At 68.6% G+C, this 24629-nt stretch carries 30 protein-coding genes; 18 read left to right on the plus strand and 12 right to left on the minus strand.

Annotation, left to right across the window (positions count from 1 at the left end):
* Positions 1-35 precede the first annotated feature (35 nt).
* The 3 genes from D0Z60_RS10860 (at position 36) to D0Z60_RS10870 (ending at position 2109) form a co-directional block, all read left to right on the plus strand.
* Positions 36-644, plus strand: a complete 609-nt coding sequence (locus D0Z60_RS10860) for a peptidylprolyl isomerase (protein ID WP_118858249.1) — start codon at positions 36-38, stop codon at positions 642-644.
* A 203-nt stretch (positions 645-847) separates the two neighbouring features.
* The gene (gntA, locus tag D0Z60_RS10865; protein WP_118858250.1) at positions 848-1534 is read left to right on the plus strand and encodes a guanitoxin biosynthesis heme-dependent pre-guanitoxin N-hydroxylase GntA; all 687 of its coding nucleotides are present in this window, start codon (positions 848-850) and stop codon (positions 1532-1534) included.
* Complete coding sequence (locus D0Z60_RS10870; RefSeq protein WP_118858251.1) at positions 1531-2109, plus strand: DUF1989 domain-containing protein; 579 nt, start codon at positions 1531-1533, stop codon at positions 2107-2109. Before gntA ends, D0Z60_RS10870 begins: the two co-directional genes overlap by 4 nt.
* Here D0Z60_RS10870 and D0Z60_RS10875 read toward each other — a convergent pair.
* The 4 genes from D0Z60_RS10875 to coxB all read right to left on the minus strand — a co-directional run bounded on the left by D0Z60_RS10875 (position 2106) and on the right by coxB (position 6328).
* On the minus strand, positions 2106-2531 hold the full coding sequence (locus D0Z60_RS10875; protein WP_118858252.1) for a hypothetical protein: 426 nt from the start codon (positions 2529-2531) through the stop codon (positions 2106-2108). The genes D0Z60_RS10870 and D0Z60_RS10875 overlap by 4 nt on opposite strands.
* Before the next feature lie 2 nt (positions 2532-2533).
* A complete protein-coding gene (locus D0Z60_RS10880; RefSeq protein WP_118858253.1) occupies positions 2534-3307 on the minus strand; it encodes an exodeoxyribonuclease III in 774 nt (257 codons plus the stop codon).
* A gap of 200 nt (positions 3308-3507) precedes the next feature.
* On the minus strand, positions 3508-5199 hold the full coding sequence (ctaD, locus tag D0Z60_RS10885) for a cytochrome c oxidase subunit I (RefSeq protein ID WP_118858254.1): 1692 nt from the start codon (positions 5197-5199) through the stop codon (positions 3508-3510).
* A gap of 19 nt (positions 5200-5218) precedes the next feature.
* The gene (gene coxB, locus D0Z60_RS10890) at positions 5219-6328 is read right to left on the minus strand and encodes a cytochrome c oxidase subunit II (protein WP_240325625.1); all 1110 of its coding nucleotides are present in this window, start codon (positions 6326-6328) and stop codon (positions 5219-5221) included.
* A gap of 162 nt (positions 6329-6490) precedes the next feature.
* Here coxB and pyrE point away from each other — a divergent pair, with 162 nt between their 5' ends.
* From pyrE to D0Z60_RS10915, 5 genes are read left to right on the plus strand one after another with little or no spacing between them, the layout of a single operon-like run.
* Positions 6491-7072, plus strand: coding sequence for an orotate phosphoribosyltransferase (gene pyrE / locus D0Z60_RS10895; RefSeq protein ID WP_118858256.1), 582 nt, complete (start codon positions 6491-6493; stop codon positions 7070-7072).
* A complete protein-coding gene (locus D0Z60_RS10900; protein WP_118858257.1) occupies positions 7069-7797 on the plus strand; it encodes a pyridoxine 5'-phosphate synthase in 729 nt (242 codons plus the stop codon). Before pyrE ends, D0Z60_RS10900 begins: the two co-directional genes overlap by 4 nt.
* A 10-nt stretch (positions 7798-7807) precedes the next feature.
* Positions 7808-8215 carry a holo-ACP synthase gene (gene acpS / locus D0Z60_RS10905; protein ID WP_118858258.1) on the plus strand — a complete coding sequence of 136 codons (408 nt, stop codon included), beginning with the start codon at positions 7808-7810 and terminating at the stop codon, positions 8213-8215.
* Positions 8216-8219: 4 nt separating this feature from the next.
* Positions 8220-9167 (plus strand): signal peptidase I, encoded by a 948-nt coding sequence (gene lepB / locus D0Z60_RS10910; protein WP_205421058.1) that lies wholly within the window; start codon positions 8220-8222, stop codon positions 9165-9167.
* Positions 9164-10315, plus strand: a complete 1152-nt coding sequence (locus D0Z60_RS10915) for an AI-2E family transporter (protein ID WP_420822789.1) — start codon at positions 9164-9166, stop codon at positions 10313-10315. The genes lepB and D0Z60_RS10915 overlap by 4 nt, the downstream gene beginning before the upstream one ends.
* On the opposite strand, the gene D0Z60_RS10920 is transcribed toward D0Z60_RS10915, so the two are convergent.
* Both D0Z60_RS10920 and rpsU read right to left on the minus strand, forming a co-directional pair.
* Positions 10224-10751: an FKBP-type peptidyl-prolyl cis-trans isomerase gene (locus D0Z60_RS10920; protein WP_118858260.1), complete on the minus strand. Its 528-nt coding sequence runs from the start codon at positions 10749-10751 to the stop codon at positions 10224-10226. The two genes, D0Z60_RS10915 and D0Z60_RS10920, sit on opposite strands and share 92 nt — an antisense overlap.
* Before the next feature lie 35 nt (positions 10752-10786).
* Positions 10787-10993 (minus strand): 30S ribosomal protein S21, encoded by a 207-nt coding sequence (rpsU, locus tag D0Z60_RS10925; protein WP_118858261.1) that lies wholly within the window; start codon positions 10991-10993, stop codon positions 10787-10789.
* 303 nt (positions 10994-11296) lie between these two features.
* On the opposite strand from rpsU, the gene D0Z60_RS10930 reads away from it, so the two are divergent.
* A complete protein-coding gene (locus D0Z60_RS10930) occupies positions 11297-11968 on the plus strand; it encodes a murein L,D-transpeptidase catalytic domain family protein (protein ID WP_118858262.1) in 672 nt (223 codons plus the stop codon).
* 127 nt (positions 11969-12095) lie between these two features.
* Here D0Z60_RS10930 and D0Z60_RS10935 read toward each other — a convergent pair whose 3' ends face one another.
* Entirely contained in the window at positions 12096-13307 is a 1212-nt protein-coding gene (locus D0Z60_RS10935) for a L,D-transpeptidase family protein (protein WP_162888208.1), read from the minus strand.
* Between the two features lie 210 nt (positions 13308-13517).
* Between D0Z60_RS10935 and D0Z60_RS10940 the strand changes: the two genes are divergently transcribed.
* The 3 genes from D0Z60_RS10940 to D0Z60_RS10950 all read left to right on the plus strand — a co-directional run bounded on the left by D0Z60_RS10940 (position 13518) and on the right by D0Z60_RS10950 (position 14526).
* Positions 13518-13844 (plus strand): PilZ domain-containing protein, encoded by a 327-nt coding sequence (locus D0Z60_RS10940; RefSeq protein WP_118858264.1) that lies wholly within the window; start codon positions 13518-13520, stop codon positions 13842-13844.
* Positions 13841-14146 carry a PilZ domain-containing protein gene (locus tag D0Z60_RS10945; protein ID WP_118858265.1) on the plus strand — a complete coding sequence of 102 codons (306 nt, stop codon included), beginning with the start codon at positions 13841-13843 and terminating at the stop codon, positions 14144-14146. The genes D0Z60_RS10940 and D0Z60_RS10945 overlap by 4 nt, the downstream gene beginning before the upstream one ends.
* A 119-nt stretch (positions 14147-14265) precedes the next feature.
* A complete protein-coding gene (locus D0Z60_RS10950; protein ID WP_118858266.1) occupies positions 14266-14526 on the plus strand; it encodes a hypothetical protein in 261 nt (86 codons plus the stop codon).
* Between the two features lie 6 nt (positions 14527-14532).
* Here the strand turns inward: D0Z60_RS10950 and D0Z60_RS10955 are convergent, their stop codons facing one another.
* Entirely contained in the window at positions 14533-15450 is a 918-nt protein-coding gene (locus D0Z60_RS10955) for a peptidylprolyl isomerase (RefSeq protein WP_118858561.1), read from the minus strand.
* A 35-nt stretch (positions 15451-15485) separates the two neighbouring features.
* Here D0Z60_RS10955 and purT point away from each other — a divergent pair, with 35 nt between their 5' ends.
* Positions 15486-16655 carry a formate-dependent phosphoribosylglycinamide formyltransferase gene (gene purT / locus D0Z60_RS10960; protein ID WP_118858267.1) on the plus strand — a complete coding sequence of 390 codons (1170 nt, stop codon included), beginning with the start codon at positions 15486-15488 and terminating at the stop codon, positions 16653-16655.
* A gap of 22 nt (positions 16656-16677) precedes the next feature.
* On the plus strand, positions 16678-17091 hold the full coding sequence (locus D0Z60_RS10965) for a hypothetical protein (RefSeq protein ID WP_162888209.1): 414 nt from the start codon (positions 16678-16680) through the stop codon (positions 17089-17091).
* 3 nt (positions 17092-17094) lie between these two features.
* Here D0Z60_RS10965 and D0Z60_RS10970 read toward each other — a convergent pair whose 3' ends face one another.
* The 3 genes from D0Z60_RS10970 to D0Z60_RS10980 all read right to left on the minus strand — a co-directional run bounded on the left by D0Z60_RS10970 (position 17095) and on the right by D0Z60_RS10980 (position 18081).
* Positions 17095-17355 carry a hypothetical protein gene (locus D0Z60_RS10970; RefSeq protein WP_118858269.1) on the minus strand — a complete coding sequence of 87 codons (261 nt, stop codon included), beginning with the start codon at positions 17353-17355 and terminating at the stop codon, positions 17095-17097.
* A 62-nt stretch (positions 17356-17417) separates the two neighbouring features.
* Positions 17418-17843 carry a lasso peptide biosynthesis B2 protein gene (locus D0Z60_RS10975; protein WP_162888210.1) on the minus strand — a complete coding sequence of 142 codons (426 nt, stop codon included), beginning with the start codon at positions 17841-17843 and terminating at the stop codon, positions 17418-17420.
* A 19-nt stretch (positions 17844-17862) separates the two neighbouring features.
* Positions 17863-18081, minus strand: coding sequence for a KTSC domain-containing protein (locus tag D0Z60_RS10980; RefSeq protein ID WP_118858271.1), 219 nt, complete (start codon positions 18079-18081; stop codon positions 17863-17865).
* Positions 18082-18165: 84 nt separating this feature from the next.
* Between D0Z60_RS10980 and D0Z60_RS10985 the strand changes: the two genes are divergently transcribed.
* From D0Z60_RS10985 to D0Z60_RS11000, 4 genes are read left to right on the plus strand one after another with little or no spacing between them, the layout of a single operon-like run.
* A complete protein-coding gene (locus D0Z60_RS10985; protein ID WP_118858272.1) occupies positions 18166-18711 on the plus strand; it encodes a thermonuclease family protein in 546 nt (181 codons plus the stop codon).
* 27 nt (positions 18712-18738) lie between these two features.
* Positions 18739-19494, plus strand: a complete 756-nt coding sequence (locus D0Z60_RS10990; protein WP_162888211.1) for a hypothetical protein — start codon at positions 18739-18741, stop codon at positions 19492-19494.
* A 49-nt stretch (positions 19495-19543) separates the two neighbouring features.
* Positions 19544-21898, plus strand: coding sequence for a PAS domain S-box protein (locus D0Z60_RS10995; protein WP_118858274.1), 2355 nt, complete (start codon positions 19544-19546; stop codon positions 21896-21898).
* A gap of 16 nt (positions 21899-21914) precedes the next feature.
* The gene (locus D0Z60_RS11000) at positions 21915-22208 is read left to right on the plus strand and encodes an EF-hand domain-containing protein (RefSeq protein ID WP_118858275.1); all 294 of its coding nucleotides are present in this window, start codon (positions 21915-21917) and stop codon (positions 22206-22208) included.
* 9 nt (positions 22209-22217) lie between these two features.
* Here the strand turns inward: D0Z60_RS11000 and D0Z60_RS11005 are convergent, their stop codons facing one another.
* The gene (locus D0Z60_RS11005) at positions 22218-24554 is read right to left on the minus strand and encodes a putative bifunctional diguanylate cyclase/phosphodiesterase (RefSeq protein WP_118858276.1); all 2337 of its coding nucleotides are present in this window, start codon (positions 24552-24554) and stop codon (positions 22218-22220) included.
* Positions 24555-24629: the final 75 nt, after the last annotated feature.

The following is a 24629-nucleotide window of genomic DNA, read 5'->3' on the forward strand; positions in this document are numbered from 1 at the left end:
GGACGATTCAGGTTGGGCGGGCTAGAAGCCGTAAGATGACGATTCGAATCCTGTTGGCCGCGCTGGTCGCGGCGACCGCTCTCCCGGCTGCAGCCGTTGCCCAGCCTGCCCCCGCAGCAGCTGTCGCAGAAGACCTGGTGCGGGTTGCGCTCGACACTGACAAGGGTCGGATCGTCCTCGCGCTTGACCGCGGGCGGGCGCCGGTCACGACGGCCAATTTCCTCGCATATGTCGAGAAGGGATGGCTCGACGGCCAGCCGTTCTACCGGGCGTTCAAATATGGCAGCGGCGGGATCATCCAGGCTGGGGTGCGCGACGGGGCGAAGCAACTGCCGCCGATCAAACACGAGCCGACCTCCGTCACGGGGCTCAAGAACGTTGCTTGGACCGTCGCGCTGGCCAATCGCGGGCCCGGCACTGCGCGGAGCGACTTCTTTATCATGACCGCCGACGTCCCGGCGTTCGACGCCAAAGGCTCCGAGATCGGCTTTGCCGCCTTCGGCCGGGTGGTCGAGGGCAAGGAGGTGGTCGAGGCGATCCTCGCCGCGCCGACCAGCCCGACCAAGGGCGAGGGCGTGATGCGGGGCCAGATGCTCGAGCCGGCGGTGCTGATCCGCAAGGCGGCGCGGGTGAAGGCGCCTTAACTTCGCAAGTTTCACGCAGGAACGGCCGTTTCGGGGACCGGATCGTGAAGTTAGCCGGACGGCCGTCTGATGCGGCAAACCGGATGACAGACTATCGCACAGCGCGCCGCCTGTAGGACAGCGATTTTGCATGTGCGGCCCCCGGCTAAAGGTCAGGTCTCGGAACGCAACCTAACCCGCGCGCCGTCCGTTACGAGGCGGCAATGTTCCACTGGACCTACGACAGCCAGAACTCGATCGAGCGCGAGTTTGCCGACTTTGTGCGCGCCCGCGACTTTCCGTGCGTCGGCGCCAAGGCCGCGCTCGGCCGCGGCACGCTGAAGGTCGCCGCCTGCCGCGACATCACCAGCGCATGGGACGATGTGCGGATGCACGACATCGCGCTGCACTGGGCGGCGCAGTACGAGCGCGACCCCGGCCTGTTCCGAAGCCTCGCCTTCGTGTTCGAAGGGCCCGATGACCTCGACGAAGCGGCGTTCGAGGCGGCGCTGTGGGAACGGCTGCAGTCGATGACCGACAAGGACGAGTGGCGCGGGCTGAAGCCGGATGCGCGGGTCAGCGCCGATCCCGACGATCCACATTTTTCGCTCAGCTTTGGCGGGCAGGCGTTCTTCGTGGTCGGGCTCCACCCCAATGCCAGCCGCCCGGCGCGCCGATTCGCGCGCCCGGCAATGGTGCTCAACCTGCACGACCAGTTCGAGACGCTGCGTGCGGAAGGCCGCTATGACGCCCTGCGCGAGGCGATCATCGAGCGCGACGTGAGCCTCGCCGGATCGGTTAACCCGATGCTCGCGCGCCACGGCGAGGTGAGTCCGGCGCGGCAATATAGCGGGCGCGCCGTGCCCGACGGCTGGACCTGCCCGTTCAGCGGCCGCACAAGCGGGCAATGATCATCATCCCGCCGCGCAGCGGCACGGCGTTCGAGATCAAGCACGGCCAGACGCTGACCGTCACCGACGTCGAGGGCGTGCAGGTGTCCGACCTGCTGGCGTTCAGCGCCGCCGATGTGCGCGAAGCGCTCTCCAACGGGCGGACGTTCGACTATGCCGAGAGCATCCGGCTGACGACCGGAGCGGTGCTCTATTCCAACCGTTCGAGCCCGATGCTGACGATCGTCGAGGATACGGTCGGTACCCACGATTTCCTGCTCACCCCGTGCAGCGAGGCGACGTTCCGCCATTTCTATCCCGAACACCCCGTCCACCGCGGCTGCTTCGGCAATCTCGCCGAGGCGCTCGCGCCGTTCGGAGTCGAGCCGGACATGATCGGCACCGCCTTCAACATCTTCATGAACGTCCCGGTCGCGGCCGACGGGTCGCTGTCGGTCGAGCCTCCGCCGAGCAAGGCCGGCGACGTCATCCGATTGCGCGCCGAGATGGAGCTGGTCGTCGGCCTGACCGCCTGCTCGGCCTACGCCAGCAACGGCGGCAGCTTCAAACCGATCGGCTACGCGATCGACGGCTAGTTTTCGATCTCGCCGCGCAGGCGGTCGCGCTCGGCGGCCTGTTTCGCTTCGAGGGCGCCGCGTTTCGCAATGAGCCCGGCAATCTGACGGTCGAGCGCGGCCAGCGCCGCGGCGTGCCGCTCCGCCATCCGTGCCAGCCGTTGCTCGGCCCGCGCCCGCTCGGCGTCTGCTTTCGAGGGTGGCTTGGGCCGAACCTTGGCGCGCTCGCTCCACTCCTTGCTCGAGCCGCGCTTGGTGGTGACGATGGCCCCCGGCTTGGCCATCGCCGGCGGGCAGGCGTCGTCCGCCACCTGCTCGGCAAGGCCGGCCGAGAACAGGTCGGTCGATGCGCCCCATGCCGCCAGCGCCGCCTTGCGGCTCGGTGCGGCGACGAACGCGTCGTGAAAGCCGATCACGGTCTTGAACAGCTTGAGCTTCGGCATGGTCAGACTTTCAGTTCGACCCAGACCGGGGCGTGGTCGCTGGTGCCGTCCCAACCGCGCGGCTCGCGGTCGACCCCGGCGGCGACGAGGCGCCTGGCGGCGACCTTGTTGAGCAGCGCATGGTCGATCCGGATGCCGGCGTCGCGCGCAAAGGAATTGCGCCAGTAATGCCAGAAGGTGAACGGCGGATCGCCCTTGAAGTAGGTGTCGAGCGCGTCGGTCCAGCCATCGGCGAGCAGTTCCGCGTAGAGCGCGCGCGCCTCGGGCGCAAACAGCGCGTCCTTAACCCAGCGCTCGGCCTTATAGGCGTCGCGCTCGGTCGGGATGATGTTGTAGTCGCCGATCATCACCACCGGCGCCTTGGCCTTGAACAGGCTTGCGCCGTGGCGGCGGAGCTCGGTCAGCCAGGCGAGCTTGTAGCCGAACTTCGGGCCGGGCCAGGGATTGCCGTTGGGCGCGTAAAAGCCGGCGATCAGCACGCCGCTCACCGCCGCCTCGAGGTAGCGCGATTGCGCAAGGTCCGGGTCGTTGGGGAGCGCGCGGCGGATCTCGACCGGCTCGCCGACCCGGCTGAGCATGGCGACCCCATTCCACCGCTGCTGGCCGTGCCAGATGGCGCTGTAGCCGGCCTTCTCGATCTCGGCGCGGGGAAAACGCTCGGACGGGGTCTTCAGCTCCTGCAGGCAGACCACGTCGGGCTGCGCTTCCTCCAGCCAGCGGAGCAGGACGGGAAGGCGGCTGGTAATGCCGTTGATGTTGTAGGACGCGATGCGCATGAGCGGAGAACGCGGGGGACGGGGAGAGGGTTCTAGTTCTTCCGAGGAGGGAGACCGTCACGGGAGTAAATCCCGTGACGTCGGTCCTGTCCCGCTACGCGGCTGCGGCCGCTCGCGCGCAGGCCGGCCGCATTTCGGCGTCTCTTCGACGAAAGCTTGATCTCGCTTCGCAAGATCAAGCTTTCGCTCGGCGCCTCGAGCTAGTGCTTCACGCCGTCGTCGATGACCGGCAGCGTCTCGAACTGGTGGAACGGCGGCGGGCTGGACAGGGTCCATTCCAGCGTCGTCGCGCCTTCGCCCCAGGGGTTGTCGGGCGCCTTCTTGCCGGCCGCGAACGACAGGATCAGGTTGACGAAGAAGATCACCATGCCCGAGGCCATGACCATGTAGCCGACGGTCGAGATGTAGTTCCAATAGGCCAGCGCCGGGCTGTAGTCCGGGATCCGGCGCGGCATTCCGTCGAGGCCGAGGAAGTGCTGCGGGAAGAAGATCATGTTCACGCCGACGAACATAACGAAGAAGTGCAGCTTGCCGAGCGCCTCGTTGTACATCTTCCCGCTCATCTTCGGGAACCAGTAGTAGAAGCCGGCGAACAGCGCGAACACCGCGCCGAGGCTCAGCACGTAGTGGAAGTGAGCGACGACATAATAGGTGTCGTGCATGTAATTATCGACGCCGCCGTTGGCGAGCACGACCCCGGTGACGCCGCCGACGGTAAACAGGAAGATGAAGCCCAGCGCCCACAGCATCGGCGTTTCGAAGCTGATCGAGCCGCCCCACATGGTGGCAATCCACGAGAAGATCTTCACGCCGGTCGGAACGGCGATGATCATCGTCGCGGCGGTGAAGTACATCTTGGTGTTCACGTCCATGCCGATGGTGAACATGTGGTGGGCCCAGACGACGAAGCCGACCACGCCGATCGCGACCATCGCATAGGCCATGCCGAGATAGCCGAAGACGGGCTTGCGGCTGAAGGTGGCGATGACCTGGCTGACGATGCCGAAGCCGGGCAGGATCATGATGTAGACTTCGGGGTGGCCGAAGAACCAGAACAGATGCTGGTAGAGCACCGGATCGCCGCCGTTGGCCGCATCGAAGAAGGCGGTCTGGAAGTTGCGGTCGGTGAGCAGCATGGTGATCGCGCCGGCGAGCACCGGCAGCGCGAGCAGCAGTAGGAAGGCGGTGACCAGCACCGACCACACGAACAGCGGCATCTTGTGCAGGGTCATACCCGGCGCGCGCATGTTGAAGATGGTGGTGATGAAGTTGATCGCGCCGAGGATCGACGACGCGCCGGCGAGGTGGAGCGAAAAGATCGCCATGTCGACCGCCGGGCCCTGGCTGCCGCTGGTCGAAAGCGGCGCATAGACGGTCCAGCCGGTACCCGCGCCAAGCCCTGTCCCGCCCGACACGAAGGCCGAGCCCAGTAGCAGGATGAAGGCCGGGACGAGCAACCAGAACGAGATGTTGTTCATCCGCGGGAACGCCATGTCGGGCGCGCCGATCATGATCGGGACGAACCAGTTGCCGAAGCCGCCGATCATCGCCGGCATGACCATGAAGAACACCATGATCAGGCCGTGGGCGGTGATCAGCACGTTCCAATGGTGCAGCGCCTCGTCGAAATTGGCGCTTCCGGCGCCGATCGGCCAGCCCTGGGTGAGGTACTGGATGCCCGGCTCCATCAGCTCGGCGCGCATGATGCCCGAGATCGCGCCGCCGATGATCCCGGCGACGATCGCGAAGATCAGATAGAGCGTGCCGATGTCCTTGTGGTTGGTCGACATGAACCAGCGGGCGAAGAAGCCCGGCTTGTGATCGGCATCGTGGTGCGCGTGGGCGCCCTCATGGCGTTGAAGCGGAAGCGCGTCGGCTGGAATGGTGCTCATGGGTCTCTCGTTCTTCCGCTTAATTCTCGGTCGCGGCCTGGTTGGTCGACGGCTGGGCGATGGCGGTGCCGGCCGGCGGACCGCCGGTCGGGGTGGCGGCGGCCGGCGCTGCGGCGGGGTTGGCGGCGGTGGTCAGCGGCGAGCTGCCGGTGCTGTCGGGCGCTGCGGCGGGACGCGCGCTGGGCAGGGTGCCGCCCTTGCCCGCGACCCAGGCGGCGAATTGCGCCGGGGGCAGGACCTCGACCGCGACCGGCATGTAGCCGTGGCGCGCGCCGCACAATTCGCTGCACTGGCCGAAATAGACGCCGGGCTTGTCGACCTTGACCCAGGTCTCGTTGAGGCGGCCGGGGTTGGCGTCCATCTTGGTCCAGAAGGCGGGGACGGCGAAGCTGTGGATGACGTCTTCCGAAGTGACGATGAACTTCACCACCTGGCCGGCCGGGATGACCAGCCGCTCGTCGACCGCGAGCAGCGGCGGGCCGTCGTTGTCCTTGCGGCAGCGGGCGCCGGGCGCGAGCGTCTTGTCGTTGCATTCCTTGAGCATGTTCGAGACGATCTCGAACCCGCCATTGTCCGGATATTGGTAGGTCCAATACCATTGGTGGCCGATGACCTTGACCGTGAGGTCGGCCGGCGGCGGCGAATATTGCTTGGCGAGCAGGCTGATCGAGGGGACCGCGATGGCGACCAGGATCAGCACCGGGACGAGGGTCCACACCACCTCGAGCAGCGTGTTGTGGCTGTTGCGCGAGGGGGTCGGATTGGAGCGGCGGTTGTAGCGGATCATGGTCCACACCATCAGCACCAGAACGAACAGGCTGATCACGACGCACAGCGTCAGCAGCCAGTAATCGTGGAAGTCGGCGGCGCGCTGGCCGAGCTCGGTGACCTGGTCCTGAAGGCCCATGCGGCCGTCGGGCTGGCCGAGGCCGGGGACCGGGGCGGTCGCCGGGACGGCCGGAGCCGCCGGAGCGGCGGCTGCCGCAGCCGGAGCGGCCGCGTCGGTCGCGGCGGGGGTGGCGGGCGCTGCCGCCGCGCTGGTGGTGGCCGCATTTGCCTGCGGGGCAGCCGCCGCTGCAGGTGCAATCGCCGCGGCTGCGAGGGCCAGGGCCCAACCGATCAATCTCATTCTCGCCCCGATCATGGGTTGCTAGGATAGTGGGCCCGTCCGAACCTACCCGGCCCTTCGAAATCGGCGGCCTTATAGGCGGGGAGTGCGGGCCTCTCAAGGGCGGTTGAAGCATTTGTTGAGCGGCCCTAATTGGCGGGCTGGAGCGGAGGCGGATACGGCGTGAGCGAAGAGGAAATCCTGACCGAATTCCGCGCCTCGAACGCGCTTCTCGACGGCCATTTCATCCTCTCCTCGGGGCTTCGCAGCCCGCGCTATCTGCAATGCGCGCGAGTGCTGATGGATGGCAAACGCGCCCAGCGCCTCGCCGAAGCCCTAGCGTCAACTCTGCCGCACGAAGTCCGCGCGCAGATCGACGTGGTCGTGTCGCCGGCGATGGGCGGGGTGATCATCGGCCACGAGATGGGCCGCGCGCTGGGCCGGCCGGCGATGTTCCTCGAACGGCCCGACGGCAATTTCCATTTCCGCCGTGGGTTCGCGCTCGAACCCGGCGCTCGGGTGCTGATGGTCGAGGATGTAGTGACCACCGGCCTGTCGAGTCGCGAGGCGATCGCGGCGGTCGGCGAGGCCGGCGGGACGGTCGTCGCCGAAGCCGCGCTGGTCGACCGCTCGGGCGGCCTGGCGGACCTCGGGGTGCCGTTCTTCCCGCTGATCCGGATCGACGTGCCGACCTATGCCGAGGGCGATTTGCCGCCCGAGCTGGCGGCGATCCCGGCGGTCAAGCCGGGCAGCCGGGCCGCTTGACGCGCCACCTGCGCCTGGGCGTCAACATCGATCATGTGGCGACCGTGCGCAACGCGCGCGGGGCGGGCTATCCCGACCCGGTGCGCGCGGCGTTGATCGCGGCGCAGACGGGGGCGGACGGCATCACCGCGCATTTGCGCGAAGACCGACGGCACATCACCGACGCGGACATCGCGCGGCTTTCGGCCGAGCTCCCGGTGCCGCTGAACCTCGAGATGGCGGCGACCGCCGAGATGCTCGACATCGCGCTGCGCCATCGCCCCCACGCCGCGTGCATCGTGCCCGAAAAGCGCGAGGAGCGGACGACCGAGGGCGGGCTCGACGCCGCCGGGCAGATTGAGGCGCTGCGGCCGTTCGTGGCGCGGCTCGGCGAGGCCGGGATCCGGGTCAGCCTGTTCATCGAGCCCGACGAGCGGCAGTTGGACGCCGCGCTCCAGCTTGGCGCGCCGGTGGTCGAATTCCATACCGGACGCTACGCCGAACTCGACGGCGATGACGGCGCGGCCGAGCTTCGCCGGATCGCCGAGGCGGCGGCGCTGGCGGCCAAGAACGGCATCGAGCCGCACGCCGGGCATGGGCTGACATTCGCCAATGTCGCGCCGATCGCCGCCATCCCGCAATTGCGCGAGCTCAACATCGGCCATTTCCTGGTCGGCGAGGCGATGTTCGTCGGGCTGGCCGAGGCCGTCCGGGGAATGCGCGCGGCAATGGATGCGGCGCGGTGAGATACCCGTCATGATCGTCGCCATCGGTTCGGACCTGTGCTCGATCGAGCGGATCGCGGCTTCGCTCGAGCGGTTCGGGGAACGGTTCGAGCGGCGGGTGTTCACCGAGGTCGAGCGGGCGAAGGCGGGGCGCAGACCGTTCACGCGCGCCGGCACCTATGCGAAAAGGTTCGCCGCCAAGGAAGCCTTTTCCAAGGCGGTCGGCACCGGCTTCAAGCGCGGCGTGTTCATGAAGGACATTGGCGTGGTCAATCTGCCGTCGGGCGCGCCGACGCTCGAGCTGACCGGCGGTGCGCGCGCCCGGCTTGACGCGCTGACCCCGGCGGGCCACGCCATGCATGTGCATCTGACGATGACCGACGATCATCCCTGGGCGCAGGCCTTCGTGGTCCTCGAAGCCCGCAGACTGGAGAGCTGACATCTTGGCCATCGACCGCGCCGCCGAGCCGGCCCCGACGCCCGCCGCCGACGAGACCCCCAAGGAAAGCCGCGGGGCCGCGCTGTGGCGCGAACTGAAGGGCATCCTGTGGGTCGTGCTGGCGGTGCTCGCCTTTCACAGCTTCGTCGCCAAGCCGTTCTACATCCCGTCGGAATCGATGATGCCGGCGATGTTGAAGGGCGACCGGCTGGTGGTCACCAAATATCCCTACGGCTGGTCGCACGTCTCGCCGACCATCCCCAATCCGGCGGCGATCTTCCGCACCATGATCCTGCGCGGCCCGCCCGAGCCGTGGGGCATCACCCTGCCCGCCGCCAAGGGCCGCCTGTTCGGCCGGCTGCCCAAGCGCGGCGACATCGTCATCGTCACTCCGCCGGGGTCGAACGAAGATTATATCAAGCGGGTCATTGGCCTGCCCGGCGACACCATCGAATTGCGCGGCGGGCGGCTGATCCTCAACGGCACGCCGATCCGCTACCAGCGCCGTCCCGACGCCCTCGTCCCGGTCGACGCCAACGCGCCGTGCGGACCGGCCCAATTCTCCGGCCATTATGCGCAAGGCAGCGACGGGCGCGCGGTGTGCCGGCTGCCGATCGTGCGCGAGACGCTGCCCAACGGGGTGAGCTACGACACCATCGACCTCGGGCCGAGCGGCGGCGACGACTTCGGCCCGCTGGCGATCCCGCCCGGGCACCTGTTCCTGATGGGCGACAACCGCGACCGCAGCGCCGACAGCCGGTTCGAGCTCGGGCCGCCTGCCAACGGGCTCGGCGGGCCGGTGCCGTTCGAGAACATCGGCGGGCGCGCCGAGTTCATCACCTTCTCGCTCGACGGCACGACCTCGCTCAATCCGCTGAGCTGGTTCTCCTCGTTCCGCTCGGGCCGCGCCGGGACGTCGCTGCGCGGCGGCGTCAAAGACCAAGCGCGTTGAGCAAGGCCGCTCGCCCGACCGCCGCCGAGCAGCCCGGCCCGACCGAAATCCACGATCCGCGCATGGTCGCGGAGGTCAAGCGCGCCGCGATCTGGCTCGGCATGGCGCTGGCCATCGTCGGGGTGATCGTGCTCGCCCAGCCGATCATGCTGATTATCGGCGGGCTGGTGTTCGCGGTAATCCTCGACGGCGGCACCAGGCTGCTCGGGCGAGTGCTTCCGATCGGGCGTGGCTGGCGGCTGGCGATCGTCACCCTGGCCGGCTTCGGCTTCATCGGCTGGGTGGTCTATTATGCCGGGACGACGCTCGCCGCGCAGGCCGAGGCGCTGCAGGCGGTCATCACCCAGCAGAGCGAGAAGCTGATCGAATGGGCCCGCTCGATGGGCTTCATCAAGCAGGGCGAGCGGTTCGACCTGATGGGCCAGGTGCTGGGCGGCGCGGGCCGGTTGACCAGCGCGGTCAGCACCGCGATCGGCGCGGTCACCTCGCTGCTGATGATCGTCGTCATCGGAATCTTCGTCGCGGTCGAGCCCAAGCTCTACGACCGCGGGGTGGCGTGGATGCTCCCGATGGAGCATCGCGCCCGCTTCTACGACATCTCCGACCGCGTCGGCTACACGCTGCGCCGACTGATGGCCGGACGGCTGCTCGGCATGTTCGTCGAGGGCGTCGGCACCTGGCTGCTGCTGTGGCTGGCGGGCGTGCCGATGGCGGCGCTGCTCGGCCTGCTGACCGGCCTCCTCGCGTTCATTCCCAATATCGGCGCGGTGGTGTCGGGCGTGCTGATGGTCGCGGTCGGCTTCTCGGCCGGAAGCGAGCAGGGCTTCTACGCCATTGCCATCTATTTCATCGTCCAGAACGTCGATGGCTATCTGATCATGCCCTATGTGGCGCGCAAGACGGTCGACCTGGCGCCGGCGCTCGTGCTCGCCGCGCAGCTGATCTTCGGCGCGCTGTTCGGGATCCTGGGGCTGTTCCTGGCCGATCCGATCGTCGCCGCGATCAAGACCACGCTTCAGGAATTGAGCGCGGGCAAGAAGGCCGCGGGCAAGCGGCCTAGTTTGCCGGCTGGGGCTGGGGCTGAGGCTGACCCTGGCCCGGAGCGCCCATCATCAGCGCCGCGTCGCGCACCAGCTGGCGAACGCTGACGTCGAACTCGAGGTCGCTGTTGGGCGGGATCTTGCCGTCCGGAGTACCGGTCGCGCCATAGGCGAGGGCAGCGGGGATGCGGATCTTGTAGCGGCCGCCCTCGCGCATCTGCTGGAGCGCCTCGCCGAAGCCGGGGATGACCTGCGACGGGATGATCGGGGCCGGGCCGCGGCCCTCGGTGGTGTCGAACACCGTGCCGTCGGCCAGTCGGCCCTCATATTCGATCAGCGCGCCGTCCATTGCCCGGATCGGGTCGCCGCGGCCCTCGTCGAGGGTGCGGATCTGGATCCCGCTCTGGGTCGTGGTGCCGCGCATCGCCCCGGCGCCGGTCCACGCCAGCAGCAAGGCGGCGGCGACCAGCAGGGCGAGGCCGAGCCACAGCTTGGCAAGCGTGCCGCGCTTGAGCGGCTGGAGCGGGACCTGGGTCGCCGACATCGTTATGTGGCCTCGGTTGAGAGGGGGAGAGGAGCTTAGCGGGCGCCTTCGCGCTCGATCCGCTTGCGCTCGAGCTTGCGGGCCCGGCGAATCGCGGCGGCACGCTCGCGGGCGCGCTTTTCCGACGGCTTCTCATAGTGGCGGCGCAGCTTCATCTCGCGATAGACGCCCTCGCGCTGCAGCTTCTTCTTGAGCGCGCGCAGCGCCTGGTCGACATTATTGTCGCGAACGATGATCTGCATAAAGTCCCACTCACTCCTGTAATGCCAGCGGCCATTCCGGTCGCCCGCCGCAGTGGCGCGCCAACATCCGGCGAAGGCATGTGTATCGGTCGCCGCGCGTGATTCTCGCGCGGCGTCGGCGGGCCCATACAGTGGCCGGCTTTTCAGTTCAACCCACGCGCATCGGGCGCAATCAGCGACGAATCGAGCGGCTGGCGCGGTAAACGCGGCCGGCCGGGGTTTGAGGTTATCGGCGATTAACCTTCGCTCTGGTACAAGCAGCGCGTCAACCGGGAGGGGTGGATGTCGTTGAATCGTCGGGAAATGTTGCGCCTTGGAGCGGCCGGAGCCGGGGGGCTCCTGCTTACGTCCGCGGGCCGCTCGACCGAGCTTCCGCTGGGCAAGCCGAGCCCGTTCGCGATGGGCAGCGATCCGCTTCGCCCGGGGACGGCGCCGGCCATCATGCCCGCGCCGAGCGCTCCGGCGGGGATCAACCCGGCCTTGTTTCAGCGCGCCAAGGCGGCGCTCGATGCACGGCCGTTCATTCGCCAGCGCGATTTCATCGGCATTGCCGACTTCGGGATCGGCTCGGGCGATCCGCGCTTCCACGTCGTCCACTTGCCGAGCGGCCAGGTCGAGACCTTCCGGGTCGCGCACGGCAGCGGCTCTGACCCGGCGCACACCGGCTTCCTCGACCATTTCTCGAACCGTCCGGGGTCGGAGGCGACGTCAAACGGCGCCTACATGACCGCCGACACCTATCACGGGAAGTACGGGCTTTCGATGAAGGTCCATGGACTCGACTGGACCAACAATAATGCGATGGCCCGGGCGATCGTCATTCACAACGCCTGGTATGCCGAGCCCGACATGGTCGCGCAGCACGGCAAGCTCGGCCGCAGCCAGGGCTGCTTCGCATTCAGCCGCGCCGACCAGTGGAAGGTTATGAACCGCCTCGGCGGCGGCCGCCTCATCTACGCCGACAAGCTGGCGTAGCGCCTAGTCGAAGGCGGTCGTTGCGCAGCGACGGCCGACTTCCGCGAGAGTCGCGAAGCCGCGGACGGCGTGCCGTCGTAGACGGACACGACCGACGGCGCGGATTTACTCCGCGCCGGCTCCATCCTTATCTGGAAGCTGTCTTGACCGCCGCTCCGCCCTTCGACCGGTCGAGCAAAGCGGCGATCACCTTGTCGTCGCGCTTGTAGAGGTCGGCGTAGGTGGTGATCGTGCCGTCGTTGAGCGCGGCCGCGCTGAAATAGACGATGTAGACCGGCAGCGGCTTCACGAACTTGGCGTTGACCGTCTTGCCGCTGGCGAGGATCTCGTCGACCCGCTCCGGCGTGTATTCGCCGCCGTCGTCGGCCAGCAGCAGCTTGGACAGTTCGACGATGTCCTGGGTCCGTACGCAGCCGTGGCTGAGCGCGCGCACCGACGAGTTGAAGCGGCTGCGCGCATTGGTGTCGTGGAGGAAGATCGCCTCGCTGTTGGGCATGTCGAACTTGATCTTGCCGAGCGCGTTGGCGGGCCCCGGCGGTTGGCGCCAGCGCTGGACCTTGCCGTCTGCGCCCTTGACCGCGACGTAGCCGCGCTTGCCGGCGACCTCGCGCGCGATGCTCGGCGGCACTTCCCACCATGGATTGAGCCACACGCCGCGGGCGAGCGAGCTGATCTGGGGAGTCTTGGTCTTGAGCGCACCGGCAATCGCCCGCCGCTTCCACCGCGCCGCGCCGTCCTGGACGAGCGTGGCGTGGAACGAGGGCACGTTGACGATGATGTACTTGGACCCGAGGTCCTGCGGCAGCCAGCGCCAGCGGTCCATGTTGAGGCGGATCAGATTGACGGCCTTGGCGTCGGCCTTGTCGGCGCGGGCCAGCGCGGCCCTGAGCGACAGATATTGCGGGTGGGTCGGAAGCAGGCCCTTGAGAGAGCCGATGATGTTGTGCTCGGCCAGCGCCTTGCGCAGCAGCGCCATCTGCTCGGCTTCGCCGAACTTGTCGTCGCGGATGTGCCATTCGTTGCGGTCGGCGCCGCGGACGTGGCCCTGGGCGAGATCGGAGGCGACGCGGCGGTAGAGATCGGTCGCGACCTGCGACATCGCCGCCGGATCACCCGAGCGAAGCGCGGCCTGAAGCTGCGCCGGATCGTAATCGCGCGGGTCGAGGCCCTCGGCGGCGACATTGGCGATGGCGGTGAGCAGCGCCTGCGCGTCGCCCGGAAGCCAGACCGGCGGGGGCAGGACCGGCGCAGGCGGCGGCAGCGGCTGGCCATCGGGCAAGGGCGCGATCGGGTCGCGCGCCGGAGGGGCCGGCTGAACCTGCGCAGCCGGCGCCGGCATTTGCGCCAGGGCGACTGCCGGAATGAGGCCCGCGGCCGCGAGTGAAATCCTGGTCCAGCCCTTAATCACTTGTCTTCCCCGAACTTTTCCCGGCACAAGCTGCACTGTGCCCGCCCCATCTCTTACACATGATGAACGACTCGGACCAGCGGTGAGGCGGGGCGACGGCGCGATATTATCGGTCGTCCGAGTCCGGCGCGCGCCGTGCGGTTGAGCGCCACCCTGCGCTCCTGGCTCGACATCGTGCGCGGCCAGGTGATCGACGCGCGCGCGGAGCCGCGGCAGATGGCCGGCGGCGAGCAGGTGCGACTGGTGGTCGACGGTCGCGAGCATCCGGCGCGGATCCTCGACCTGTCGGATGACGGCGCGATGGTCGCCGCCGAAGTGGCGCTGGACGAGGGGCGCGCGGTACTCCTTCATCGGCTTGACCGGCCGCCGCTTCGGGGGCAGGTGCGCTGGTCGCACGACGGGCGGCTCGGCATCCGGTTCGACCACTCCGCCACTCGCGCGCCAGACGAACTTCGGGACGACACATGATCAAGGCACGGATCGCCAACGCCGACGAAGACGGGGCGGAGCGGCGGCGCGGCGAGCGGATACCGGTCGAAATCGACGCCAAGCTGCGCGAAATGGGCATGGAGGGCAGCGAGGCCAAATTGCTCAATCTGTCCGAGCACGGCTTCATGGCCGAGACTTCCGAGGAGTTCGAGGTCGAGACGCGAATCTGGCTGCTGTTGCCCGGCCGCGAGCGCGCCAGCGCGGTCGTGCGGTGGGTCGAAGGCGACCGCATCGGCGCCGAATTCGCCGAGCCGTTCGCGATGGAAATCCTCAAGGACTGAGCGCTTGGCGGAGCGGGCCGACTGTGCCCGAACTGCAACATTCCCGCTTTCCCGAAACGGAACGCGTGAAACTTCACGCTCGCTTAACCGTTCAAATCGCCCGAAAGGGACTTCGAACCATGGCTAGCATTCCTACCCTCGGCGACCTCAAGATGGCCCACGACCCCAAGGGGCGCGGCTATCACGCTGTGTATCGCGAGCAAGAGGTCAATCACTGCCCCGGTTGCGGCCGGACCCACTGGATCATCGGCCGCATGTCGGCCGAATGCGCCTTCTGCTCGACCGCTCTGCCGCTGGCCGAAGCCAGCATGCGCTCGCACTGCGGACCGGCGATCATCCATCACCGCAACCGCACGTCGATGCCCGCCTGGGCAGCGTAGTTCGGATCAGCCGACCGGCCGGACCGGCACCGGCGCATTGCACAAATCGACACCGCCGGCGGGACGAATGTAAAAATCGTCCCGCCGGTTTTTCTTGACGTGAAGCCAGGCGGCGAAGCTGCGGCTGGTCTCGTCGAGATATTCGAACTTCGGCCGTCCCGCCTCGGGCAGGTCCGACGCCAGCCGCACGCTGGCGATCGGCATGTCGGACGATCGCTCCTTGTAGAAGCCGAGCGCCTCGGTGCCGCGCGGCAGGCTCGCGAGATGCTCGATCCCGCTGACCACCCGGCCGACGACGGCGATCACCCGGTCGAGGTGGCGCGGGGCGTGGCCGATCGCGGCGTAAAGCTCGCCGCCCATGCCGGTGTCGGGCGACAGGCCGCGGCCGACCCCGACGCTGGCGTAGCAATGGGCGAGATTGGCGGTCTTACCTTTGGGATCATAGGCGACCGGCCAGCCGAGCGCGTAGCCCGCCCTCGGCGCATAGCTGTCGGGTGAGCCGAGCGGGGTGATCGCAAGCCCGGCGAGCGGCCGCTCATATTCCGCCGGCGGCTGGCGAATGACGCTCGCCGGGATCTGCTTGTCGCTATCGTTATTGCCCCATTGGGCGACATAATTGTCCTGCACGCGATAGATCGCCGCGCCATTCCAGTAATTGTTGCGGGCCAGCGACTGGATGTTGGCGACGTGGACCGGGGCGAATTGCGGGGCGAGCTGGACCACGATGCGGGCGCCCGACTTCAGGTCGATCACCATCAATTCGTCCGAAGGGATCGCGCGCCACTCCGCGGCGGTCGACGCGGCGAGGATCGAGGTGGGCGTGGCGCCGGCCGGGACCGCCACCGGCTTCAGGCTGTTGAGCCGCCCGGCGGGCTGGCAGGCGGCAAGCAGGACGGCACTCGAAAGCAGGACGGACAGGCGCATCGACATCTCCTCGGCGGCTTGTGTAAGCGGTGCTCATGTATCTCGCCACCCTGATGCTGCTCGGCGCGGGCGAGCTTGGCCGCGAATTTGCCATCGCCGCCAAGCGGCTCGGCTGCCGGGTCGTCGCCTGCGACCGCTACGACGCGGCGCCGGCGATGCAGGTGGCCGACGCGCGGGAGGTGTTTTCGATGCTCAACGGCGCCGCGCTTCGGGCAGCGGTCGAGAAGCATCGGCCGGACTTCATCGTGCCCGAGATCGAGGCGATCGACACGGCAATGCTGGCGACGCTCGAGGGCGAGGGCTGGCGCGTCGTTCCCTCGGCGCGGGCGGCGCAGCTGACCATGAACCGCGACGGCATCCGCGACTTTGCCGCGCGCGAGCTCGGGCTAACGACCTCGCGCTACGTCTTCGCCGAGAGCCGCGAGGAGGCGATCGCGACGGCCGGGACGGTCGGGCTTCCGGCGGTGGTCAAGCCGGTGATGAGCTCGAGCGGCAAGGGCCAGCGGGTCGCGGAGACCGGGGAGGAGCTTGGCGCGGCGTTCGATTATGCCGTGGCCAACATGCGCGGGGACCGGCCCCGGGTGATCGTCGAGGAGTTCATCCGCTTCGATTCCGAGATCACCCTGCTCACCGTGGCGACCCGCGACGGCGTGCTGTTCTGTCCGCCGATCGGCCACCGCCAGGAAGCGGGCGATTATCGCGAAAGCTGGCAGCCGGCGGCAATTTCGGCGGCGGCGCTGGTGTCAGCGCAAGAACAGTCGCAACGTGTCGTCACGGCGCTTGGCGGGCACGGGCTGTTTGGCGTCGAATTCTTCATCGCCGGCGACCGCGCGATCTTTTCCGAGCTCAGCCCGCGCCCGCACGACACCGGCATGGTGACCCTGATCAGCCAGTCGCCCAACGAGTTCGAGCTCCACCTGCGGGCGATCCTCGGCCTGCCGATCCCGGCAATCGAGTGCGCCGAGGCCTCGGCTTCGGCGGCGATCCTGTCGTCGGCCGCGATCGACGATTATCGTTATTTGGGAGTGGCCGAGGCGCTGGCGCTGGGCTCCCCGGAAGCGCCGGTCGACCTGCGGCTGTTCGCCAAACCGGTCGCCACCGGCGGGCGGCGGATGGGCGTCGCACTGGCCCGCTCAGCGAGCATCGAGCAAGCGGTCGAGCTGGCCGCGCGCGCCGCCGCAACCGTGCAAATCGTCCCGCGTTGAGCAATTTCCAAGGAGACCCATGATGCGCATCCCGGCACTGGCCGCAACGGCGACGGCCCTCACCGTGGCGGCGTGCGAATCCGAGCCCGCGGCGCCTCCGGCCCCGGCCAAGGAGATCATCGTCCGCTCCGATTCGCAGAAGGAGCTATTCACCTTGAACGAGCTCAATCGCGCCATCGCGCTCAAGCGGGCGGTGCGCGACTTCGGCGACCCGTCGTGCCTGCGGGTGACCCGATCGGGCTTCGTCGGGCGCTACAAGAACATGGATTACTGGACCGCGACTTGCGAAAGCGAGCGCGGGGTATCGCGCGACTGGGCGCTGTTCATCGCCGCCAACGACAGCGTCCAGCTGCGGCTGTGCCGCGATGTGGCGAAGGTCGGCCTACCCGCCTGCGAGATCAAGGGTGCCGGGCCGGCGGAGGCTCCCGCCGGCTAGGCTCTAGTCGCACTTCTGCGAGGTCTTGACCGCGCCGTCGGGGCGGCGCTCCTTGACCGTGACGCACTTGCCGCTGCGGAATTCCTCGCGAACGGTGCCGTCGGCGGCCTTGGTCCGGCTGTCGGGCTTTTCGACCCGCTCGTTGCCGCGCAGCTCGTACTTGAAGTCGGTCGGAGTGGCCGGCGCGGCCTGCGCCAAGGCAACGCCCGCCGGACCGGCGACCAGCCCGAGGGCGGCGGCAATCAACATGGTCCTGCGAATCATCACGAAACTCCTTCAACCGTGCGTATAGCACGACGAGGTGAACGGCGCCTTACATCGCGCGTTCAGCCGGCGAACGATGCGAGGCGGGAAAAATCGGCCGCATTCTCGCAGCCAACGACTGGCGCGCCGCCCGAGGTCACCCACACATGGGCCTTAAGCGCGCCGCCGCCGCCATTAGCACCATAGTGAAGCTCGTAGGCGAGGCCGCGGCGGCGCAGCATCCAGGCGGCGGCGAGGCCCTGTTCGAAGCATTTGGCGCGCCACGGGAGGCGGCGGCCCCAGGCAAGCACCGAGCGGCGCACCCAATAAATGGTTTCGGCGTCGGCCGGCGCGCCTTGCTGCGGCTGCTCGAGGCGATCGGCAAGGGTGCGGAACGGGCGCCGGCGGATTGCGAGGCTGGCGGCGGCGATGTCCCTGCCCGCCTCGGCCAGCAAGGCGAGCGGTGCGCGGCGGTCGCGATCGCGAGGGGAAAGGCGGCGTCCGGGCATCGCCGCGTTGTAGCCCCGATCAGGCGACTTGCGGAAGGTCCGCGATGAGTTCGCGGCAGCGGTAGCGATCGCGGATCTCGTGGTTGAAAAACTGGCCCTTGGACAAGGCCATGGCAAATCGCTCGGCGACGTTCGCGGGCACGCCATGATAGCGGTAGCGGCGGCCGCTGGTGAACAGCAGCTCGAGCTCCTCGCGCGCCGGGAGGTACCAGGCGCCACTGATCGCGGTACTGGTCATGGCCCAAGAACGCGCGACCGCGAAAATGGATTCGTGCGCGTGAATTTTTATGATTTCAGGCGGCGCAGGCACTAGCGGTGGGTGATGCCGAGACGCCGCCGACCCTCCGCTCCGCCGCTGCGCTTCTGGCCGAAGCGTCGCCGCGCGTGGCGCGGGGTGGGAACGGCGCGAACCTTGTCGCTGGGCGCGATCCTGTTGCTGATCTGGCCGACGCTCGACCCGGCGCTGGTCGAGCCGCCGGCCTTCCTGTCGACCGAACCGGAGCGGGTCGACCGCGACTTCACCATCTGCGGCCGGCAGCGCGGCCATGCCTGCGTGGTCGACGGCGACACCTTCCGGCTCGGCCAGCGGCGGATCCGGATCGTCGGCATCGATGCGCCGGAGACTCAAGGCCAATGCGCCGCCGAGCGCGCGCTCGCCCTGCGCGCCACCGAAGGCCTCCAGCGCCTGCTGAACCAGGGCCCGTTCACGATGACCGCCGGGCTCGACGACATGACCGACCGCTATGGCCGGGAGCTGCGGGTCGTCTCGCGCACCCGCCCCGACGGGACGCGCCAGTCGATCGCCGCGGAGATGCGCGATGCCGGCCTCGCCGCCCGCTATCTCGGCCGCAAGTCGGACTGGTGCTGATCCGGCGCGCGATTTAGGTTCACGGCCGTGACGACGCGTGCCTATTCCCCGCTTCACCGGCTCGGCCGGGCATTGCTAGCGCGCGGCGGGGCAAAGGTGCGCGGGACCGACTGGTGGGCGGTGCTGGTCGAGATTGCGATCGTCGTGCTCGGCATCCTTATCGCCTTCCAGCTCGACGCCTGGGCCGACCGCCGTGCCGAGCGCACGGCCGAGCGGCTGCTGTGGGCGCGACTTGCCGAGGAAGCGCGCGGCGACATCAACGCGCTCGACAATATCATCGGCGAGCATCTCGAAAGCGCCGAGAACTACCGGCTGCTGGCCGCGGCGTCCGCCGATCCCGCGCTGGCCGACGCCTATCGCCGCCGCGGCCGCGACGGTTGCAATCTGCTTCGCCTACCCGCGGTGCAGCGCCAGTCGAGCGGTGCAATCGGCCAGGCGGTCGGCGCCAGGATCGAGCTGATCCGCGATCCCAAGCTGCGCCGCGCGCTCCGCCTGGCCGACGCCAAGCGCGTGTTCTCCGACCGTCAGCTCGATTATTTCCGCGCCGCCTTCGACCGCTACGGCGAGCGCATCGAGCCGCACATGCGCTGGACCTTCACCCCCTCCGGCGCGGTCGCCTGCAGCGTCGACGTGGCGGCGCTCGCGGCGGATCGCGCGGCGGTCGGCCTGCTTCCCAAGCTGCACCGCGACCAGCGCACCTTCGCCCGCTACCGGGCGGCAGAAGCGCGCTCGCTGCGCTCGGTCGAGCGGCGCGCGTTGCGGCTGCTCGGGCGCGGGGACTAGCGGAGTATCGCCGCTTGCTCCGTGCGGGTTTCGGGAGCATCGCATCGGCATGAGCGAGGACGGGGACAATAGTCTGATCGCCCTGGACGGCCAGGAGGCGGAGAATTTCAACTTCGCCCAGGCGCTGTCGATCGCCGACGCATTGCCGATGGGCATGGCGTTCGTCGGCACCGACCACCGCTACCGCTTCGTCAACCGGGCGCTGGCCGACTTCTTCGACATGGAGCGCTCGGCGATGCTCGGCCGCTCGATGGACGAATTGCTCGGCGCCGAGGCGATGAAGCTGCGCGCGCCGATCCTCGCCGCCGCGCTGGCCGGCGAGCGGCAATTCTTCGTCGGCGAATATGAGCATCCGTCGCGCGGCCGGCTGACGGTCCAGTCCGACTATCTGCCCCAGGTGCGCGAGGACGGCAGCGTCAATGGCGTCGTCATCCTGGTCAACGACGTCACCGAGCAGCGCCTCGCGGAACGCGCGCTCAAGGAGAGCGAGGCGCGGTTCCGGCGGATCGCCGACAGCGCACCGGTGATGATGTGGGTGACCCGGATCGACCGCAGCCGCGATTTCGTCAACGACGCCTATGCCGAATTCCTCGGCGCCGGCCGCGAGGAGGCGCGGGCGCTCGACTGGCGCTCGCGAATCCACCCCGACGACGTCGACCGGGTGATCGCCGAAAGCCTTGCCGGCGAGGCCAGCGGCAAGCCGTTCACGCTCGAGGCGAGGTACCTGCGCCACGACGGCGAGTATCGCTGGCTGCGCAGCACCTCGCAGCCGCGCTTCGGCGCCGACGGCGAGCCGCTCGGCTTCATCGGCGCGGCGACCGACATCAGCTTCGCCAAGGAGGCCGAGCTCGAGCTTACCCGCCAGGTCGACGAGCGGACCAAGCAGCTCGCCGCGTCCGAAGCGCAGTTCCGGGCGGTGTTCGAGGCGGCGCTCGAGGTGATGGTGCTGCTCGAGCCGGACGGCACGGTGATCGCGGTCAACAACCGCCGCGAAAGCTGGCGTCACCCGCATCCGGCCGATTCGATCGGCAAGAAATTGTGGGACGCGCCCACGCTCTCCGCTTACCCGCATCACGCCAAGCTGATGAAGGCCGGGATTGCCCGGGCGGCCGGCGGCGAGATCTTCACCGCCGAGGTCAAGATGGAGCGCGCCGGCACGCCGACCTCGTTCCTCGACGTTTCGGTCCAGCCGGTGCGCGGTGATGACGGGGCGATCGCCTATCTGCTGTTCGAGGCGCGCGACATCACCGACCTCAAGAATGCGCAGGAGCAGCTCCGCCAGAGCCAGAAGATGGAGGCGCTCGGCCAGCTGACCGGCGGGATCGCGCACGATTTCAACAATCTGCTGACGGTCGTGGTCGGCGGGCTCGACATGATCTCGCGCGGGGTCGGTGACGAGCGGCTCAAGCGCTACGCCGACAATGCACTCGCGGCGGCCGAGCGCGGCGCCCGGCTGACCGCGCAATTGCTCGCCTTCAGCCGCGTCCAGCGCCTCGAAGTACGGCCGGTCGAGGTCGAGCAGTTGATCGAGAACATGCGGCCGCTGCTCGGCAATGTGCTCGGCAGCCGGATCCGCAAGCGGTTCGAGCTGGCCGCCGGGCCGGTGCTGGTGATGGCCGACCCGACCCAGCTCGAACTGGTCGTACTTAACCTGGCGATCAACGCCCGTGACGCCATGCCCGACGGCGGCACGCTGACCCTCGAGACCAGCCTCGCGCAAATCTCCGACGACGCCGAGCTCGAGGCCGGCGACTATGTCGCCTTGTGCGTTGGCGACACCGGCACCGGCATGCCGCCCGAGGTGCTGGCTCGCGCGTTCGAGCCGTTCTTCACCACCAAGGACGTCGGCAAGGGGACGGGGCTCGGGCTGTCGATGGTCTATGGCGTGGCCCGCCAGTCGGGTGGGACGGCGCGGATCGAAAGCACGCCGGGCGAGGGCACCCGGGTGACGATCTACTTCAAGCTCGCCAGCGGCGGCGCCGAGCGCAGCGCCGCCCGCGGCGAGCCCGGCGCGGCCGGGCGCGACGAGCAGGACATCGCCGTGCTGGTGGTCGACGACGACCCCGACGTGCGCGGCTTCGTCGTCGGCACGCTCGCCGACCTTGGCTATCGGGTCAGCGAGGCGGGCGAGGGCAAGGCCGCGCTCGAGCTGTTCGCGAAGAGCGAGTTCGACCTCGTCGTGCTCGACTATGCCATGCCGGGCATGACCGGCGACGAGGTCGCGGCCGAGATGCTCGCCCGGCGGCCCGAGCAGACGGTGCTGTTCATCTCGGGCTACAGCGAGACCGAGGCGATCCGCCGCGCCGCGCCCGACGCCGCGCTGCTCGCCAAGCCGTTTCGCGCCGATACGCTCGATGCCGCGGTGCGCCGCGCGCTCAGGCCGGGGAAAGAAGCCCGCGGCTGAGCGTTATTGCGGCGTGATGCTCGCTGCCACGCTCGCCTTGCTGCTCCAGTCCGCCGCCCCGGCGACCCCGGCCTCGGCTCCGTCGGGTGCGCCGTTCAATCCGCGCGCCAACGACCTGTTCCAGGCCGATCCGGTGCTGCGCGGCTGGGCGGTGCGGCAGTACGATTCCAACCGCGACGGCTGGCTGACGCTGTACGAGGCGCAGCCGGCGCTGGCCGCGTTCCGCGAGATTGCCGACGGCGACCGCGACGGGCGGATCACCACCGCCGAATATCGCCGCGCCAAGGAATATATCGCGGCCCGCTGGTAGCCGTAGGAGCTAGCCCGCCTTGCGCTGCTCGCCGAGGCCCCGGACCATCTGGTTGGCGCGCTCGTAGCTTAGCGGCCGGCCGAACAGATAGCCCTGGATGGTGTCGACCCCGAGGTCGCGCATGCGCTCGAAGTCCTCGGCCGTCTCCACGCCCTCGGCGCAGACGTTCATTCGGAAGCTCTTGGCGAGCTGAACGATCGACTGGATGATCGCGACATTCTCGGGCCGCGTGCCCGCCTCGCGCACGAAGCTGCCGTCGATCTTCAGCTTGTGGAACACGGCCTTGTTCAAATAGCCGATCGACGAATAGCCGGTGCCGAAGTCGTCGAGCGCGATGCCGACCCCGAGCGCGCGCAGGCGTTTCAGCGTATCGAGCGTGCCGTTCTCGTCGCCGAGGAACACGCCCTCCGTCACCTCGAGCTCGAGCCGGTTGCCGGCGACCCGGTAGCGCGACAGCGCCTGGCTGACGCAATTGGGCAGCGAGGGCATGATGATCTGCTTGGGCGAGATGTTGATCGCGACGGTGATCGGCTCGGGCCAGCTGGCGATCGCCCGGCACGCCTCGTCGATCACCCATTCGCCGATCGCGCCCATCAGGCCGGTTTCCTCGGCGACCGGGATGAACACCGGCGGCGGGATCAGCCCGCGCTGCGGGTGGTTCCAGCGGATCAGCGCCTCGAAGCCGATCAGACTCTGGCTCTTGGCGCTGACCAGCGGCTGGAACATCAGATGGAATTGCTTCGCCGCGAGGGCGTTGCGCAGGTCTGTCTCGAGCCGCACGCGGTCGTCCTGCTCGCTCTGCAGCTCGGCCGAGAAATATTTCGCCACCCCGCGTCCGGCGTCCTTCGCCTGGTAGAGCGCAAGGTCGGCCTTGAGGATGAGGTCGTCGACCGTCGCGCCGTCGATCGGCCCGAACGCCGCGCCGATCGACACGCCGATGCGGATTTCGGTCTGGTCGATCATATAGGGCTCGGCGACCGAGCGGATGATCGCGTCGGCGAGCAGCTCGACCTTTTTGCGGCTCTGCGCGTCGGTGACGACGATCGCGAATTCATCGCCGCCCATGCGCCCGACATGGCCGTCGGAGCCGACCTGCTCGACCAGCCGCTTTGCGACCGCCTGAAGCACGGCATCGCCCTTGGGGTGGCCAAAGGTGTCGTTGACCGGCTTGAACCCGTCGAGATCGAGGAACATGATCGCGCACGGCACATTCCCGGCGACCGCGCCGCGCAGCGCCTCGCCGAGCAACTGGCGGACACGGCCGCGGTTGGGCAGGCCGGACAGCACGTCGACGTTGGCGAGGTGGGTCAGCCGCTCTTGGGTGTGGCGGATTTCGGTGATGTCGCTGCCGACCCCGCGGAAGCCTTCGAAGCGGCCGGCGGTATCGACGATCGGATCGCCGGCGATCGACACCCAGCGGGTGCCGCGCGCGGTCTTGAGCTCCATCTCGAGCGCGTTGAATGGCTGCTTCTCGAGCAGGATCCGGCCGAGTTCGGCATTGCCGCCGAGCAGCGCCGGGAGCGAGTGGCCGAGCAACGCGCTGGCCGGTTTGCCGAGCAAGGCGGTCATGCGCGACGAAATGTAGGTCACCCGGTTTTCCGGATCGACCTGCCACAGCCAGCCGACTCCGCGCTGCTCATATTCCTGCAGCAGCAGCGAGGCGCTGGCGCTGGCCGAGCCGATATCGGCGTTGGTCTTCAACTGGCGGAAGGCCCAGCGCGCGACGGCGAATACGCCGAACAGCGCCGCGCCGAGGGTGAAGGCGATGACCAGCATGTCGAGGAACGGCAGCGATGCGCGCCCGGCGAACATCGCAAAGCACACCGCGGCCGTGAAGCTCGCCATCCACGCGGTGACGCAGGCCGGGACCACGACCAGGCCGAGCGCGGCGACCCCCAGGCCGGCGATAAGCGAGGCGGCAGTCGCCTGGGCAGCCCCGCCGAGCAGCGGGAAAGCGTAGAGCGGAAGGCTGAGCCACACTCCCGCGCGAAGCACCACCTCGCCGACCATCTGCACTTGCGGAACCTTGCGTCCGGAGCGGCCGACATGGGTGATCGCCTGGGTTCGGGCGAGGTGCATTGCGCCAAGGTTGAGCGCGATCACGGTGCCGGCCCACGCGAACGGCACGACATGGGGCAGGGCGGGCCACAACAGGCTCGCCATCAACAGCGCGGCGACGACGTTGGCGGCGGCGAAGATCGGCGCGAGATGAGCCCGGGCGATGAGCTGCGCGTCACGCAGCGGCGAAGCGTTGTCGTTACCCGGCTCGCTGGTCAGTGCGAGCGATTCGCCGCCCGGAAGGCGCGCGGACACCATGCGCTTGTATCGATCCGGTGCTTCGTACATTCGATTCCCGCCCTCGCGTCTTGCCAGCGGGGTAGCGCAAGAGGGTTTAGACGCGGTTAAATTCGGCCGCCGCGA

This window comes from Sphingomonas mesophila, assembly GCF_003499275.1.
In the GTDB taxonomy this organism is placed as follows: domain Bacteria; phylum Pseudomonadota; class Alphaproteobacteria; order Sphingomonadales; family Sphingomonadaceae; genus Sphingomicrobium; species Sphingomicrobium mesophilum.